This window comes from Ureibacillus endophyticus (assembly GCF_003628435.1).
GTDB classification, from domain to species: domain Bacteria; phylum Bacillota; class Bacilli; order Bacillales_A; family Planococcaceae; genus Ureibacillus; species Ureibacillus endophyticus.
In genome coordinates, this window is record NZ_RBZN01000013.1 from 20,239 (window position 1) to 35,476 (window position 15,238).

The following is a 15,238-nucleotide window of genomic DNA, read 5'->3' on the forward strand; positions in this document are numbered from 1 at the left end:
TAAAAGTACTAATTGGAATTGGATAAAAATTGGAAAATGATATTTTTTACCCATTTTTTTATAAAAAAAACTATGAAATAATTTTAATAATATTTTATATAGAGAATATTTTGAAAATGAAAAAATAAGTCATAATCAAATATTATAGATAATAGAATAAATGTAAAAGATTTGCGTGAAAAATAGAGAGAGAGTATTTTCCCAAATGGAAGGATTGGTGTAAAAAGAATGGTGAAAACTGTAAGTCCTATTTTTAGGAAATTGTTTCAAGCCGTCAAAGATCCAGTACTTATTTTAAATACTTCTTGTCAGATTGAGTCAATAAATGACTACGCAGCGCAATTACTTAATATAAATAATGTAACTAAACAACAACCATTACCAATGGACGAGCCATCAAAACTTCAATGGGCTTCGTTTGTAGATAAAATTCGAATGGATATGGGTGGTTTTTGCGTGTTGAATATTAAAACAAGTGAAAACCAATATAGAAAAATTAAATTAGCTGGTTATTATCATGAAAGAGAAAAATTAATTTTTGCACGAATATCATTAATCCATGAGGAAATATTCTCAATGATTAATGATGTCCCTCATGGAATGATTTTGACGGCTATTAGTGGTGAAATTATTGATTTGAACGACATAGCATCAAATTATATTGAGTGTGAAAAATGCGAGATTATTAATTGTCAGCATGAAAATATCTTTGACTATTTAATTGACTATAATTATAGTAAACTTCAATATTTTGCTAACTTGATGAATAACGGACGAGCATCCATTAACGTTTCCAAAACAAATCGTTTTGGTGAAGAAATGTTTTATAAGCTCGAAAGTAAATTCAATTATAAAATGAGCATGATTGTTACAACAATTACGGATGAGACAGAAAATGTTAAGTTAAAACAACAACTTGAGCAACAAAATTCGTTAAATGCTATTGGACAAATGGCTGCTAGCATTGCTCATGAAATCCGAAATCCAATGACTTCATTAAAAGGATTTATTGAGTTGTTGAAAATTAATTCTACAGAAGATGGTTACAAATATTTAAATGTAATGGATTCTGAAATCCACCGTATGGAAAAGATATTAAGCGAGTTCTTATACTTATCAAAACCAAAAGAACGTAGCTTTGAAAAATTATCAATCGCGCAAATAGTAGATGAAGTAATTGAATTGATGTTACCTCATGCAGTTCACCATAATGTAATTTTAAGAAGTGATTATCATGATAATCAGAGTACACTAATATTTGGAAATGATAATCGATTAAAGCAAATGCTTATTAATCTGGTGAAAAATGCAATAGAAGCAATGCCTAATGGTGGACAAATTACAATTACTTTAGAAAATAAAGATTCATATATTCAGCTATCTGTTAAGGATGAAGGTGCAGGTATTACGGAGTTAGAACAAAGTAATTTATTTAAACCCTTCTATACGACAAAGGAAACGGGAACTGGTTTAGGTCTAGCATTGGTAAAAAAAGTTGTAGAAGAACATAATGGGTCTATTTCCGTAGAAAGTACTGTTGGAATGGGGACAACCTTTATTATTAATCTTCCATTTTGTGAGCAAAATTTACAAACACAAGATGAAGAGGAACTAATCAACTATTGGACTAATAGAGAGTCCGTAAAAAAAATTCCAGTTGTATAATTTGATAAATGTATTTTTGACAAAGCTTTCTCTTAATCGATATAATGCATATATATCGATAAAGAGGATGAATTGTCATGTCAACGAATGAGATTAAGCAATCGCTAAAATTATATATCGTTTTGTCTCGAGCGAATAAAGCAATAAATGAAGTGACGAATCAATTTTTTCAACAACATGGATTAAATCCGACGGAATTTGCAGTTTTAGAGTTACTTTATCATAAAGGTCGTCAACCATTGCAACAAATTGGAAATAAAATTCTACTTGCTAGTGGTTCAATTACATATGTGATTGATAAACTTGAGAAGAGGGGATATTTAAACCGAGTATCATGTCCATCAGATCGACGCGTGACGTTTGCAGAAATTACCGAAGAAGGTTCTAAATTTATGTCAACGTTATTTCCGGAACATGAACAAAACTTGCATGAATTATTAAGCGTCTTAACAGATGAAGAAAAAGAAACAGCAATTACCTTATTGAAAAAATTAGGATTATCAATTAAAGACTTGTCATATTAATAAGAAAAATGGGAGCATTTTTGTGCTTCTATTTTTTTTTGTGGGATTTTTGGCTCAAATTGCGAATCCTCTTATACCTATTAATATAAAGCTTATTAATTTATCTTAGTTAGTGATCAGTTTAAAAAAATAAAAATAGGGGGTAGTTCAAAGTCAATTAGCAATTGACCTGATCTACCCCCTATTAATTTAAAGTTTTTATTTTGGTTGAACACTTAAGCCCATCTTAATAAATGCATCAGATAAATCGTATTTTGCATGGTCGTAAATTGTAAGGCGCACTAGAGAATCGCCTTTTTCGTATACTACCATCAATACTTCTTCATCTTCAAAGTTTGTTTTATAGGCTGCTGAATTAGTAAGTTTATTTTCATCATGATAAGTTTTGAAATCAAATGTTTCATACTCCTCATTGATAGCAGACATTGTTTCTTCCGTATTAGCAACCAAATCATCGAAAGTTGTATCATTTACTGTAGCGTATTCAATTCGCATGAAGATTGAGTCATCTTTTTCGTAATATAATACATCTTTTCCTGGTTCTTCTGCAGTTAACGAAAATCCTTCTATTGTTTGAATTGTATATTTTTCACTGTCTACAGAAGTAGTTGATTCTGTTTGTTCTTCATTGTTTGATGTGTATGAAATTTCAGGTTTTACTTCTTCACTATCAGTTTGAGGTTCTTCTTGTTCCTCATTTGTTATTGGTGGTTCTTTTTCTTCAGCATTGTTGTTAATATCACTATCCGCGGTAATTGAATCACTTGCAGGTTCTGTAGTAGGCTCCTCGGCTGTATTACAAGCTGCAAGTATCACAATGGACAGAAATAACGTCATTAGTAATAATAAGTTATTTTTCATAAGTTACATCCTCCTTGTTGAATTAAACGTTTTTAGATGGTTAAAGTTTCATTTTTTGCAAAAAAATTATTAATTTAGTGGGATAACCAAAAATAATAATAAGATAAACACTTCATGAGCTACGATAATAAGTGGCATACTTTGCTTCCATTCATAAAGAAAGCCCCACATTAGCCCAGCAATTAATGCAACAATTGCTCCTAGCATAAATCCACTAATCGCTACAGAAAATGCAAATAAAATGCTAGTTATAATAACTGCTATAATTGGTGAGAACCATTTCTTTAATTGTTGCTGGACATATCCTCTCCAAAATAATTCTTCACCCACTACAATAATAAAAATTAGAAGTAAGTAATGCCATATATTGTTAGGGCCATAGTTATTAAGGAATTTTGTTATAGTTTTTAATAGACTTGTATCTACTTTCGAAATGATAAAATATCCAAGCCGAACAATAGCATACAAAATTGTCCCGTAACCAATACCCAAAATAAGATATTTCCAAGTAGGAAGTTCATCATTAAACTTTCCTGCAATTATGGCAATAGCCATACCTACTAATAAGGTAAATGTATAAAGGTACCAAAAGATTGCAGTTTCCTTAAATGTGAAAAATAACAGGATGTAGACGAAAACTATTGATAGAAGGAGTACTAAAGTTTGCTTTGAAAATTTCATAATCTGACCTCCTTCTATACATTTTAACAAAAAAAAAATCCCCTATCATCTTTTTGCGAATAATGGGGAATTTAATTTACTTACTTGAAGCTGAGAGTTAAACTATCTTCAACCTTTGTTGCCTAATTTTTTTCTATGATATTTTAGGATACAACAAAAATCGAATTCTCTTAAAATTGACTTAATATTTTATATTTTTTATGGTTTACTACAGTTTTTTCTTCCATTTCTAAATCATGAAAATTATCCATAATTGTTAAGTCAACAATGACAGAGTTTTCATTAACTTTTTCGACTACCCCTTGTAGTCCTTCTTTGAACTCGACAATATTTCCAACCTCTGCTATTTTCATAAGAGTCAGCTCCTTATTGACTAATATTATGAAAGTTTGCATTATTTTCTTAAAAAAGTAAAGAGCTTTTTGAATAATTAATAAATTTTAACTATTTCTTAACAAGAAAGTAAGGTGTTTTATGATGGAAATGTATAAAAATATGATTGAACAATTAAAAAATGGGGAAATAAAAAGTTTAGAAATTAAAAAAGAGGAGTTTTTACAATTTAGAGAAGTACTAGTAAAGGATGAAATGTTTAAACATTTTCGTGGCGAGGCAAAACAAGGGGGAAATGTCGTATTTACCTTTCTTGAAAATCCTAGATCTTAATAGTTGTCGAACTTTGTCTAATGATTTTCCTTCTATAATGAATAAAAAACTCTATAATAGGAGGACATCATGAATTTTTTAGGAGGGGTTTTGTGGACAAAAACCTTTTAAAAAAACTTGAGCAAAAACGTCAAATGATGATTGAATCAGGAATGGTAAATGGACTTCAAAACCCAAAAACAATTCGTTTAAGTAAACAATTGGATCAGCTTATGAATCAATTTGAAGGTCAAACTAATAAAAAAGAAAATGAACAATCAGATAACCTATTACAATAGATCATATATTTCAGAAGGTTTGTTTAAGCAAAGGTAAAAAGTCTTTTAATATCCAAACGTCATTATCGATAAAAATTCAAAATAAAAAATTTAAAAATTTTGTTTTATTTTTTAATTAAAATGGACATATTAGATTTGAACACAGCAACATTCTCATTTCCCCCTTTTAGAGCAGAACTTAACGTTTCTGCTCTCTTTTTTTTGCGAAAAATAATTACTTTATAAAAAAGTGTAATAATTCCAATTATTTATCTACATTTTTCCTGCTGTTTGTTAAACTACAAGTAAGCCGAAAATATTATTGAAGGAGAGATAATGATGAGTGAACAGAAAAAAATTGCCTTTATTGGGACAGGCGTTATGGGTTCAAGTATTGTAAAACATTTAATTCATGCTAATTATGATGTTTCGATATATACACGTACAAAATCGAAAGCACAAAGTTTAATAGAATTAGGAGCAAAGTGGGCTAGAACACCAAAGGAAGCTTCTGAAAATGCAGACGTTATTTTTACAATGGTTGGCTTCCCGAAAGATGTTGAAGAGGTTTATTGCAATCAAGATGGCATCTTTCAATCAGCTAAAAGTGGTTCCATCGTTATTGATATGACAACTTCAGAACCATCTTTAGCGAAAAAACTTTATGAATTAGCAAAAGAAAAGGGAATATCTAGCTTAGATGCTCCAGTATCTGGTGGGGACGTTGGTGCACAAAATGGTACGCTTTCCATTATGGTTGGTGGTGATAAAGAAGCATTTGAAGAAGTATTACCGATTCTACAAATCTTTGGAAAGAATATAGTATACCAAGGGGAGGCTGGTTCTGGTCAACATACGAAAATGTGCAATCAAATCTTAATCTCAACAAATATGATTGGCGTTTGTGAAGCTATTAGTTATGGTATTAAAGCTGGGTTAGACATTGAGAAGGTGTTTCAATCCATTTCTACTGGGGCGGCTGGTTCATGGTCCCTTAGCAATTTAGGACCGAGAATGGTAAAAGGTGATTTAGAACCGGGTTTTTATATTAAACATTTTATAAAAGATATGCGTATTGCTATTGATGAAGCAGAAAGAATGAATTTAAATTTACCGGGTTTAAAATTGTCGAAAGAACTTTATAATCAGCTACTAGAAAATGGTTTTGGAGAAAAAGGAACTCAAGCTTTAATTAAATATTATGTTGAGTAAGGTAGGCGGCATGGTAGTGAGAATCTAAATTTAGGGGAGATACAATGGGTAAACATTTGAGCCGTAAGATCCCTGGACAAAGAAGCCAACTCGCTTTATATATGTCTTTGCCGATTCTTTCCTGGGCATTTTATGATTTTGCCAATACGATTTTTTCTTCAAATATAAACACGGTGTTTTTTCCTTTTTATATGGATGAAGTTTTAGGTACGGATGAAGTAAGACAACAAGTTGCTAGTACATTTATTTCCTATGCAAATGCAATTGCTAGTTTCTTTTTAGTTGTTTTCTCACCGTTATTTGGGGTTTGGATAGATAATACTGGATATAAAAAGCGTTTTATAGTTTGGTTTGCTTCCATCTCAATTCTATTTACATTTATGATGGGGATTTTTGCGAGCCTCAATTTAAATACCAATATTTCGGGTGTACCTTTAAGTTTATTTTTAGTGGTCATTAGTTTCGTCATAGCAAAATTTTTCTTTAATTCGAGTTTAGTATTTTACGATTCCATGATGGGGGACTTAGGAACAAAAGAGGAAATGCCCCTCATATCTGGTTTTGGTGTTGCAGTAGGTTATTTAGGTACAATATTTGGTCTACTTGTGTATCTAATGGTTAGTGATGGAAATTTCCATCGTGCTTTTATACCAACAGCTATTATGTATTTACTATTTTCATTGCCCTTATTTTTCTTTATAAAAGATCGTCCAATTCCAAAAGAAAATAGGAAATCGATTAAGTTTATAGATGGTTATAAGGAAATCGTTAACACTTTTAAAGAAATGAAAAAGTATAAGGCAATTTTCACCTTTATGATTGCGTATTTTTTCTTAAATGATGCTATTGCTACAACCATTGCTATGATGGCTGTTTATGCTACAGCAATTGTAGGATTTTCATCCGGGCAATTTATTATTTTATATTTAGTTAGTACGATTTCAACTGTTATTGGCTCATTAGCTTTTGGCTATATTACAAAAGCAATTGGCTCAAAACGTGCAGTATCAATTGTTTCCCTTCTAATGATTGTAGCATTAATTTTTGCAGTCTTTGCAACTGCTCAATGGATGTTTTGGATTGCGGGTAGTATGTTTGGTATTTCCCTTGGTTCCATGTGGGTTACTTCTCGAACGCTTATTATCGAATTATCACCTGAAGAGAAACGAGGTCAATTTTTTGGCTTATTTGCTTTCTCAGGAAAAGTATCCTCCATCATTGGACCGGCAATTTATGGAACTGTGACACTTTTGTTAAAAGATTATGGCACTTTAGCGAGCCGAGTTGCCTTAGGTTCACTGATAATCCTTACAATTATTGGACTTCTTGTACATCTACAAGTTAAACCTGAAACCCAAAATCGCTTATAGGAGAAAAGACTTCCCTATGATACAATCTAATTAGATTACTAGATACAGTAAGAATAGGGAAGGAGCGCCAAAACTATGGAACAAAAAGGGATTTTACTTGAAAGTGGTACAAATGAACTTGAAATAGTTGAATTTGAAGTGGCGAGTAATAAATTTGGAATTAATGTTATTAAAGTAAAAGAAATCATTCAACCAATTCCAGTTACATTTATCCCTCATGCACATCCACACGTTGAAGGGATTGTGCAGTTACGTGGAGAGGTATTACCTGTAGTTGATATGTTAAAAGTACTAGGCATTCCACATGCTCAATATAACGTTCAACAAAAGTACATTGTTGCAGAGTTTAATAAGCAAAAAGTGGTTTTCCATGTTGACAATGTAACGCAAATTCACCGAATCTCTTGGGATGATATTGAAAAACCATCAGATATGTATCAAGGAGGTTCTTCACAAGTAATTGGTGTAATTAAACAAAATAACTCGATGATTTTACTATTAGACTTTGAAAAAATTATGGTAGATATTAATCCGGATTCTGGTATTAGCATGGAGTCGGTTAAAAAACTTGGGAAACGTGAACGATCTGAAAAGAAAATTGTTTGTGCAGAAGACTCGCCATTATTGCGCAAACTTATTCATGACACATTGACTGAAGCAGGTTATGTTAACCTTGAATTCTTTGAAAATGGACGCGATGCATTAGATTATTTAGAAGGTTTATTAAATACCGGAAAACCAATTGAAGATCAAGTACAACTAGTTATTACGGATATTGAGATGCCAAAAATGGATGGCCACCATTTAACGAAAAAAATCAAATCTAACCCTGCATTAGAGAAATTACCAGTTATTATTTTCTCAAGTCTAATTACAGATGACCTGCGTCATAAAGGCGAGGAAGTAGGGGCAGAGGACCAAATTAGTAAGCCAGAAATTGCCGAGTTAATTCTAAAAGCAGATGAACTGATTTTATAACTTGTGTGCATTGGTATCCTAAATTTTATAAATTTTAACTTAAGGTCGGATACCCCTTTGGCAATCCGATCTTTTTTATTGATCAGGTAGGAAAAGGTATACTTAGTTTCCTTACAAATATTGCATAATTCCGGATTCATTTAACCATTCTTTACTTATAGATAGGGTTCAATATTATTGGTACCCCGAATAAATATAAAAAGAGAGTAGGGATCCCAACGGAACAGTTAAAAATAGCGATAATAGATATCGGATCAAATACAATTCGTCTCGTACTTTATAAATACAATCCTAAAGAAGGGCTTAATGAATTTGGAAATATAAAAACTGTTGCAAGGTTAAGAACATATATTAATCCTAATGGAGAAATGTCAGAACAGGGCATAAATATTTTATTGGAAACATTAAAATCATATAAAAAGATTTTAGATGATTATGAAGTATCGGATATTTATGCTGCTGCAACTGCTGCTGTTCGACAAGCAACCAATAATACAGAAATTATTGATCGAATGAAAAAAGAGACTGGGATTACCATTAACTTGTTAAGTGAAGAACAAGAAGCTTTTTTTGGATTTTTAGCAGTAGCTCATTCGATGGATACGCCATCAGCGGTAACAATTGATATTGGTGGTGGTTCTACTGAAATAACACTATTCGAAAATAAAACATTACAAAAATCAATAAGTTTTCCATTTGGTACCGTATCCCTTAAGCAAAAATTTGTTTCGGGCGATATTATAAATGACGAAGAAAAAAAATTATTACGTCAATATATAAAAAAGCAATTTGACAAATTAAATTGGATTAAAGATGTAAAATTACCGGTGATTGCGATTGGTGGAAGTGCCCGTAATCTAGCTCAAGTACATCAACATACAATAGACTATCCAATTTCAGGAATACATCAATATGAAATGAAATTTGATGATTTAGAAGTATTAAATACATTTTTAAGTAGAATGTCATTTGATCAGTTAAAACAACTAGACGGGCTTTCAACGGATCGAGCAGATATTATCGAAATTGCATTAGAGGTATTTAGAACATTAATGGGTGTGGTTGGAGCCAAGAAGTTTCAAATTAGTAAAAAGGGGTTACGAGAAGGGCTTATTATTCATCGTGTACTACAGAGTGATCCAAATAGCTTCAATAAGTTTAATGTTTTTGAAGAAAATGCAAAAAGAATAATGTACCAGTATGGTCGGTTTGAAGATGAATGTCTAATGTTAACTTCTTCTACAGAACAGTTATATTTGGAATGTTGCAAATTGAACCTTTTCACATTCAATGAAAAGCATCTAAGTTTACTAAAAAAAGCTGCACAAGTCTTTTCAATTGGGGAATATATAGAAAATGATTCATCTAATCAACACACGTTCTATCTATTAGCGAATCAATCCATTGCAGGGATGAGTCATAGAGATCGTGTTAAATTAGCATTGTTAGCCTCTTATAAAAATAAAGACTATTTCCGCCGTTTCTCAGCTCCGTTTTTAAATTGGTTTAATCGTGATGAACTTAAAGTTTTGAGAGAATATGGGGCGTTGTTAAAATTTGTCTATTCATTAAATGTTTCAAAGCGAAACTTAGTAAAATCAATTCATTTAGAGCTAATCAACGATACAGTTCATATTAACATTGTAGCAAGTAAACATCCTATGGCGGAAATCTACCAATCTGAACGTCAAAAAAAACATATTGAACGTGTATTCAAAAAGCCTGTAATAATTCAATTTTTAAAAGAGGGTGAAATGGGATGACTACAGAAATACAGAGAGATTCTCAAGGGGAAAGGGAAAATGGAACAGTTACCACTTATGAGCAATTAATGCAAGAAATTGCTAAGCCAGAATATTATAATAACCGTGAATTAAGCTGGTTAGCATTTAATGAACGAGTGTTAGAAGAGGCTGAAGATCTAGAAAATCCTTTACTTGAAAGATTAAAGTTCCTAGCCATTTTTAGTTCAAACTTGGATGAATTTTTTATGGTACGTGTTGCAGGTTTACAAGATCAAGTACGTGCAGGTTTTAATAAACCAGAAAATAAATCGGGTTTAACACCAAAAGAACAATTAACGAAAATAGCTGAGCGAACTCAATCTTTAGTAAGAAGACAAATGGAATTATTTCGTCATTTAGTTTATGAATTATTGCCTTTAGAAAACGTGAGAATTAAGGATTTTAAATCTTTAGATATTGTTCAAAAAAGGTGCATTGATGAATTCTTTGAAGAAACAATTTTTCCTGTTCTCACACCTGTTGCTGTGGATGCGTATAGACCGTTCCCAACGTTATTAGGTAGAACGTTAAATTTACTTGTAATGTTAGAAGAAACTAATACAGTAGAACAAAATGAAAAAGTGGCGATTGTACAAGTTCCATCTGTTTTAGAACGATTTATTGAACTGCCAAGTAATGAAGGCGAAAAGGAATTTGTATTATTGGAGGACGTCATTACAAGTCATATTGATCAATTGTTCTATGGTTATAAAGTAAAATCTACACAAGCTTTCCGTTTAACAAGAAATGCTGATTTAACGATTCACGAAGAAGGCGCACAAGATTTACTAGTTGAAATTGAAAAAGAGTTGAAGAAACGTAAATGGGGTGTCGGTAGTCGTTTAGAAGTGCGCGATGGCGAAATGAGTGACGAAGTTCTGGATTATCTATTAGAAGAATTTGAAATTGAAGAGTCAGATGTATTTAAGATAGATGGTCCGTTAGATCTTACATTTTTATTTGGGTTTGTAAAGAAAATTTCTGTAGGTCTTGAACATTTAGAATATGAAAGTTTTATACCACAGCGCCCGAAAGATTTAGATTCAGATGAAGATATTTTTGAAAAAGCGTTAACGCAGGATATATTCTTCCATCATCCATATGAATCTTTTGAGCCTATTGTTGATTTTATTACAGATGCAGCAACGGATCCTACGGTACTTGCGATTAAACAAACATTATATCGCGTTAGTGGCAACTCACCAATTATCCATGCATTAAAACAAGCAGCAGAAAATGGGAAACAAGTAACTGTTCTTGTAGAATTAAAGGCAAGGTTCGATGAAGAAAATAACGTTCACTGGGCGAAAGAATTAGAACAAGCAGGTTGTTTAGTAATTTATGGCATGAATAATTTAAAAACCCATTCGAAAATTACATTAGTTGTTAGAAGAAATAATGGAAAAATTGAGCGTTTTGTTCACTTAGGTACGGGGAATTATAATGATGCAACAGCAAAAATTTACACGGATATGGGTATTATTACATCTAATAAGGAATTTGGCATCGATGCAACGAATTTCTTTAATTACTTAAGTGGATATACTGAAAAGCCAGTTTTCCATCACTTAGTAGTTGCACCGTATGACATCCGTGATGAATTTGTTCGATTAATTGATGAAGAGATTCGAATGCATAAAGAATATGGAAATGGATTTATTCGTGCAAAAATGAACTCTTTAACGGATAAAGATTTAATGATGAAGCTATATGAAGCCTCAATAAATGGGGTAAAAGTTGAATTATTAATTCGTGGTATCTGTTGTATCCGACCAGGAATTCCTGGCATAAGTGAAAACATAACTGTGACAAGTATTGTAGGACGTTTTTTAGAACATTCTCGAATTTTTTGGTTCCATCATAATGGAGAAAATAAAGTATTTTTATCTTCAGCGGATATGATGACACGTAATATGGTGAAACGAGTTGAAATTTTATTCCCTATTTATTCTGATCAGATAAAGAAAAGAGTAATGCATATACTTTTAACCGAATTAAATGATACGGCAAAAGCACGTATCCAAAATTCATCTGGTAAGTATCATTATAAAAAAGAGCGTGATAGTTCAATGAAGTTAAATTCACAGGAATATTTCTTATTAGAAGCGGTGAGTACCGTTGTCGTAGAAGAGTAAATCGTTTATGATTTACGAAGGATAGTGTGGGAGGCGTCTGAAAAGTCATTGCGGGACGACTCCTACAAAAGTAATTTTTTCTAGGAGATATTTACCAAGTAGGGGAGAGGGTGTCCAAATAGTTTTGACTTTTTGGAACCCCCAATACTAGCTTATGTAAGTAATATAATGGGGGATAAAAATGATAAACTTTCCGATTGTGGAAATTGAAGAATATTTACATGAGATTATAAAACTAAACCCTTTTGAAGCAGTTGTCATATTAAAACAAAAACAGGCACAAAAAGCATTTTCTGTTGAAATGATTAATTCAAAAGCATCAAATTTATCTCCCACTGCTTTTATAAAAGGGATGGATGCCAGACAATTTTTTCAATTGTTAGATTGGGAGCAGTTTTCTGAAATCATACAAAATCCAACTGGAGAAATCCAATACATATCAATTGATAATTTAAAAATGCTATCGATTTATGTTCAACCGATAGCGCATAAAGAAGATATTTATTATGCATTGATAATCAAAAAAGTTTTACATAACAATAGCCCATTTAGTTTAGTGTCTTTTCAAGATGTAACAACTGGGTTATTAAATCGACGTGCACTTAATGCTAGATGGTCTGAACAATATCGAGAATATAAAGACGATAAGAATATTGCTTTAATATTAATTGACTTAGATCGCTTTAAAAAATTTAATGAATCCCTGGGTAAACAAAAAGCAGATAATATGTTAAAACAAATCAGTGAACGTTTTAGTGAGTTGCAAAATGAAAACTATGAATTATTCCATTATAACGGTGATGAATTCCTTTTCCTCGTTCGGTATTATTTACGAGAAGAACTTGATTTATTAGGAAACCTAATTTTGGAAAAATTAAAAGATCCATTTATGATTGATGGACAAGAGTATTTTGTAACATGTTCAATTGGTATTTCAACAATTTTATCTGACCAAGGTAGAGATTTAGAAACACTTCTATTACAAGCTGAACAAGCTTTATTTTATGTAAAAAAACATGGCCGATCCCATTATCGATTTTATCGTGAGGAAATGAGTCATACATTCCAAAATGTAGTGTTAATGGAAGCTCATTTACGTAGGGCAATAGAATTTAACGAAATGAGTATTCATTTACAACCACAAATCGATTTTGAAACAAATGAAATTGACAGTTTTGAGGCATTAATTCGATGGAATAATCCGAAATTTGGTTTTGTACCACCTTCGCAATTTATTCCAATTGCAGAGTCTTCAGGATTAATTATACAAATTGGGGATTGGGTATTAGAGCAAGTATGTAAATACCAGCAACAATGGCGTGAAAAAGGATACAGACCTGTCCGAATTGCTGTGAATATTTCTCTTAAACAATTTAAACAGGAAGGCTTTGCAGAAAAAATTAAACAAATTTTAAACAAGTATGATGTGAATCCGAAGTTTATTGAGCTGGAAATTACAGAAAGCTCTATGGAAAATGCCGAGGAAACACAAGCAATTTTAAGAAGTTTGAAAGAATTAGGAGTTTACGTATCTGTGGATGATTTTGGAACAGGATACTCATCGTTGAGTTATTTAAAAAAATATCCCATTGATATTATTAAAATCGACCAATCGTTTATTGCTGATTTAAATAAAGATGAGAAAAATGAAGCAATTGTGAAAGCGATTATAGCACTCTCTGAAAATCTCGGAATGGATGTAATAGCTGAAGGTGTGGAAGAGAAGTCCCAGGAACTCTTCTTAAAACAACACCGCTGTAAAAAAGGTCAAGGTTACTTATATAATAAACCACTCCCGGTACAAGACATAATTGAACAATATTTAGTGAAGTAACATCAGGCTGGGACAAAACTAGAAAGACACCATTTTTCTAACGTGAAAATGGTGTCTTTTTGATATGAAGGACGTTGATTTCCATTCAGTGTGGACGCTTTCTGCGGGCATGGCCTCAACTAATTTTTGCCGTCTATGGCCGGCAAAAATGGATTTTCGGCTCATGCGATTCCCGCAGGAAGCTTTGCTATGTAGCGAAAGGCGAATGCCGTCAGCTACACTCAGCCACACTCCATTCCAATCAACTTTTTCTAAATAACAGATTTTCATCACTAATATTTCTAAAATAAATTTGAAAAATCGCTTTTTGTCGCAAACTCTATTTTTTTGCAAATAACTTTATATTATTAACAATATTTTCTGACAATTGAATGACAGTAGATTGAATATGCGGTAAAATGGATTCTGAATAGTCATTCATTTGAGGGGGTAGGGGATACAATGTTATTAAAAGGTGAAACAATCATTGTTACTGGCGGATCTAGTGGTATGGGTTTAGCAATGGCAAAGCAATTTGTTAGTGAAGGGGCTAATGTTGTTATTACAGGCCGAGATAATGATAGATTACAAAAAGCAAAAAGCGAGATCCTAGAAAAAGGTAGTACGATAGAAACATTTCAAATGGATGTTCGTGAAGTTGAACATGTACAAGCAATGGCTCAGTTTACAATTAATAAATTTGGTACGATTACAACTCTAGTAAATAATGCAGCAGGAAATTTTATTGTGCCAGCAGAAAAATTATCTCCTAACGGTTGGAAGGCAGTTATTGATATCGTATTAAACGGTACTTTTTATTGTTCTTCTGAAATAGGAAAGTACTGGATTGAAAATGGAATAAAAGGAAAAATTCTAAATATGGTTGCTACTTATGCTTGGGGTGCAGGTGCTGGAATCATCCATTCAGCTGCTGCAAAAGCAGGTGTTTTGTCATTAACTCGATCTCTCGCTGTTGAATGGGGACATCAATATGGGATTCGGGTTAATGCAATTGCACCAGGTCCGATCGATCGAACTGGTGGAGCAGAAAGATTGTGGCAATCGGAAGAACATACAAAACGAACAATTGAAGCAGTTCCATTAAAAAGACTAGGAACACCTGAAGAAATTGCAGATTTAGCTGCTTTTATTTTATCCCCTAAAGCTTCTTATATGAATGGAGAATGTGTCACTTTAGATGGAGGTCAGTGGTTAAATCAATACCCATTCTAGTTATTGATAACTTGTACATTGGAATAACAAAAGAATTGAGATGCATACTAATTACAACT

At 32.2% G+C, this 15,238-nt stretch carries 14 protein-coding genes; 11 read left to right on the plus strand and 3 right to left on the minus strand.

The genetic code is table 11. The features are described from left to right. The first annotated feature begins 228 nt into the window (after positions 1–228). Both D8M03_RS07175 and D8M03_RS07180 read left to right on the plus strand, forming a co-directional pair. A complete protein-coding gene (locus tag D8M03_RS07175; RefSeq protein WP_121214100.1) occupies positions 229–1,665 on the plus strand; it encodes an ATP-binding protein in 1,437 nt (478 codons plus the stop codon). Positions 1,666–1,742: 77 nt separating this feature from the next. Continuing rightward, entirely contained in the window at positions 1,743–2,189 is a 447-nt protein-coding gene (locus tag D8M03_RS07180; protein WP_121214101.1) for a MarR family winged helix-turn-helix transcriptional regulator, read from the plus strand. 198 nt (positions 2,190–2,387) lie between these two features. Here D8M03_RS07180 and D8M03_RS07185 read toward each other — a convergent pair whose 3' ends face one another. The 3 genes from D8M03_RS07185 to D8M03_RS07195 form a co-directional block, all read right to left on the minus strand. Beyond that, positions 2,388–3,050 carry a hypothetical protein gene (locus tag D8M03_RS07185; RefSeq protein WP_121214102.1) on the minus strand — a complete coding sequence of 221 codons (663 nt, stop codon included), beginning with the start codon at positions 3,048–3,050 and terminating at the stop codon, positions 2,388–2,390. A gap of 69 nt (positions 3,051–3,119) precedes the next feature. Next, positions 3,120–3,731: a CPBP family intramembrane glutamic endopeptidase gene (locus D8M03_RS07190; protein WP_121214103.1), complete on the minus strand. Its 612-nt coding sequence runs from the start codon at positions 3,729–3,731 to the stop codon at positions 3,120–3,122. A gap of 170 nt (positions 3,732–3,901) precedes the next feature. Continuing rightward, on the minus strand, positions 3,902–4,084 hold the full coding sequence (locus D8M03_RS07195) for a YkvS family protein (protein WP_097071958.1): 183 nt from the start codon (positions 4,082–4,084) through the stop codon (positions 3,902–3,904). A gap of 124 nt (positions 4,085–4,208) precedes the next feature. On the opposite strand from D8M03_RS07195, the gene D8M03_RS07200 reads away from it, so the two are divergent. From D8M03_RS07200 to fadH, 9 genes are all read left to right on the plus strand, one after another. After that, positions 4,209–4,397 carry a hypothetical protein gene (locus D8M03_RS07200; RefSeq protein ID WP_121214104.1) on the plus strand — a complete coding sequence of 63 codons (189 nt, stop codon included), beginning with the start codon at positions 4,209–4,211 and terminating at the stop codon, positions 4,395–4,397. 92 nt (positions 4,398–4,489) lie between these two features. After that, complete coding sequence (locus D8M03_RS07205; RefSeq protein ID WP_121214105.1) at positions 4,490–4,675, plus strand: aspartyl-phosphate phosphatase Spo0E family protein; 186 nt, start codon at positions 4,490–4,492, stop codon at positions 4,673–4,675. Positions 4,676–4,993: 318 nt separating this feature from the next. Further along, on the plus strand, positions 4,994–5,866 hold the full coding sequence (locus tag D8M03_RS07210) for an NAD(P)-dependent oxidoreductase (protein WP_121214106.1): 873 nt from the start codon (positions 4,994–4,996) through the stop codon (positions 5,864–5,866). Positions 5,867–5,910: 44 nt separating this feature from the next. Beyond that, the gene (locus D8M03_RS07215) at positions 5,911–7,236 is read left to right on the plus strand and encodes an MFS transporter (protein ID WP_121214107.1); all 1,326 of its coding nucleotides are present in this window, start codon (positions 5,911–5,913) and stop codon (positions 7,234–7,236) included. 75 nt (positions 7,237–7,311) lie between these two features. Beyond that, positions 7,312–8,214 carry a chemotaxis protein gene (locus D8M03_RS07220; RefSeq protein ID WP_121214108.1) on the plus strand — a complete coding sequence of 301 codons (903 nt, stop codon included), beginning with the start codon at positions 7,312–7,314 and terminating at the stop codon, positions 8,212–8,214. A gap of 212 nt (positions 8,215–8,426) precedes the next feature. Beyond that, the gene (locus D8M03_RS07225) at positions 8,427–9,977 is read left to right on the plus strand and encodes a Ppx/GppA family phosphatase (protein ID WP_121214109.1); all 1,551 of its coding nucleotides are present in this window, start codon (positions 8,427–8,429) and stop codon (positions 9,975–9,977) included. Then, complete coding sequence (locus tag D8M03_RS07230) at positions 9,974–12,133, plus strand: RNA degradosome polyphosphate kinase (protein WP_121214110.1); 2,160 nt, start codon at positions 9,974–9,976, stop codon at positions 12,131–12,133. The genes D8M03_RS07225 and D8M03_RS07230 overlap by 4 nt, the downstream gene beginning before the upstream one ends. Before the next feature lie 181 nt (positions 12,134–12,314). Further along, positions 12,315–13,967 carry a putative bifunctional diguanylate cyclase/phosphodiesterase gene (locus tag D8M03_RS07235; RefSeq protein ID WP_121214111.1) on the plus strand — a complete coding sequence of 551 codons (1,653 nt, stop codon included), beginning with the start codon at positions 12,315–12,317 and terminating at the stop codon, positions 13,965–13,967. A gap of 441 nt (positions 13,968–14,408) precedes the next feature. Further along, positions 14,409–15,179, plus strand: a complete 771-nt coding sequence (gene fadH, locus D8M03_RS07240; protein WP_121214112.1) for a 2,4-dienoyl-CoA reductase — start codon at positions 14,409–14,411, stop codon at positions 15,177–15,179. The last annotated feature ends 59 nt before the right edge of the window (positions 15,180–15,238 follow it).

Bases quoted from the DNA above. Each gene is read 5' to 3' on its own strand.
- D8M03_RS07175 (WP_121214100.1), top strand. From the start codon at position 229: ATGGTGAAAACTGTAAGTCCTATTTTTAGGAAATTGTTTCAAGCCGTC.
- D8M03_RS07180 (WP_121214101.1), top strand. From the start codon at position 1,743: ATGTCAACGAATGAGATTAAGCAATCGCTAAAATTATATATCGTTTTG.
- D8M03_RS07185 (WP_121214102.1), bottom strand. From the start codon at position 3,050: ATGAAAAATAACTTATTATTACTAATGACGTTATTTCTGTCCATTGTG.
- D8M03_RS07190 (WP_121214103.1), bottom strand. From the start codon at position 3,731: ATGAAATTTTCAAAGCAAACTTTAGTACTCCTTCTATCAATAGTTTTC.
- D8M03_RS07195 (WP_097071958.1), bottom strand. From the start codon at position 4,084: ATGAAAATAGCAGAGGTTGGAAATATTGTCGAGTTCAAAGAAGGACTA.
- D8M03_RS07200 (WP_121214104.1), top strand. From the start codon at position 4,209: ATGGAAATGTATAAAAATATGATTGAACAATTAAAAAATGGGGAAATA.
- D8M03_RS07210 (WP_121214106.1), top strand. From the start codon at position 4,994: ATGAGTGAACAGAAAAAAATTGCCTTTATTGGGACAGGCGTTATGGGT.
- D8M03_RS07215 (WP_121214107.1), top strand. From the start codon at position 5,911: ATGGGTAAACATTTGAGCCGTAAGATCCCTGGACAAAGAAGCCAACTC.
- D8M03_RS07220 (WP_121214108.1), top strand. From the start codon at position 7,312: ATGGAACAAAAAGGGATTTTACTTGAAAGTGGTACAAATGAACTTGAA.
- D8M03_RS07230 (WP_121214110.1), top strand. From the start codon at position 9,974: ATGACTACAGAAATACAGAGAGATTCTCAAGGGGAAAGGGAAAATGGA.
- D8M03_RS07235 (WP_121214111.1), top strand. From the start codon at position 12,315: ATGATAAACTTTCCGATTGTGGAAATTGAAGAATATTTACATGAGATT.
- fadH (WP_121214112.1), top strand. From the start codon at position 14,409: ATGTTATTAAAAGGTGAAACAATCATTGTTACTGGCGGATCTAGTGGT.